The organism is Salipiger sp. 1_MG-2023 (assembly GCF_030547555.1).
Classification (GTDB): domain Bacteria; phylum Pseudomonadota; class Alphaproteobacteria; order Rhodobacterales; family Rhodobacteraceae; genus Salipiger.
On sequence record NZ_JAUOQN010000169.1, the window covers coordinates 1 to 957 of the forward strand.

Consider the following 957-nt stretch of genomic DNA (forward strand, 5'->3'; position numbering starts at 1 on the left):
GCGCGACTGACAAGCTCGGCCCGCCGGTGAGCGCGAGGCCCGTCGTGAGCTACACCATCAGTTGGGACATCATCCGCGAACGCAGAGCTGACCGGCGGCCCTTATGGGCAGAAAGATATCGCCAAACCACTCAGGGAGGCGCTCAAACCACGTTACCTCTGCAAAACTCAACGTTCCTCAAAGAGGGACAAGCTTTGTGCAGTGTACAAGGCCAAAATTCCTGATTTCGGTCATCCACTGAAGTTTAGGCCCCATGGATTAGGACCAACGATTAAGGTTAGAAGCCCGAAGCGCCCTCGCGACGGTCAATCTACAGGCGGCATTAATCTGAGCCTAAGCCGTTTCGACCAGACGAAAGTACACAAACTTCAGCATGAAGTTAGAGCAATTCGTGACTGCATGGAGCAGCACCCTCTAACTCATCCGAATGGAGTTCAATTCAGCAGAATTACGCGGATCTTCAACAATGCAAGTCTTGAGCATGGCGGAAGGAGCTACGGAAACTACCAAAACTTCTCTGAGAGCGTAAGGCTCACCATGACCATTGACGGAGAACCAGTGTGCGAGATCGACATCAAGTCCTGCTACCTAGCAATCATCGCCGGACGTTTGGGGGTGCGCCTGCCCGACGACCCTTATTCGGTATTCCCTTACGTTCGTAAACGGGAGGGACTGGATACCTACAAGGAGGCCCGCTCTCTTATGAAGCTGCTGGTATCGAAGCTTCTATCCGTCGACAGCGAACCGACATCGTTTCCAAGAGGCGAGAAGTTCAAAGCAGAAGACGGGTCAATCAAGACTCTGACCACAAAGCAGAAGTATCATGTCTCGAACAAGCTCAGCGCTAAGAACCTTTATGCGGAAATTTACGACACGTACCTGAGCTGCTCCCGATCTCTTGGACAGGATCTGGCGTGATTTAAGCTACTCGTTGCACCTGCTGATCGGGTTGGTTGA

General features: G+C 52.4%; 1 protein-coding gene. It reads left to right on the forward strand.

Going from position 1 to position 957, the window contains the following annotated elements:
* The first annotated feature begins 201 nt into the window (after positions 1-201).
* Entirely contained in the window at positions 202-918 is a 717-nt protein-coding gene (locus tag Q4543_RS24420; protein ID WP_303442761.1) for a hypothetical protein, read from the forward strand.
* Positions 919-957 lie beyond the last annotated feature (39 nt).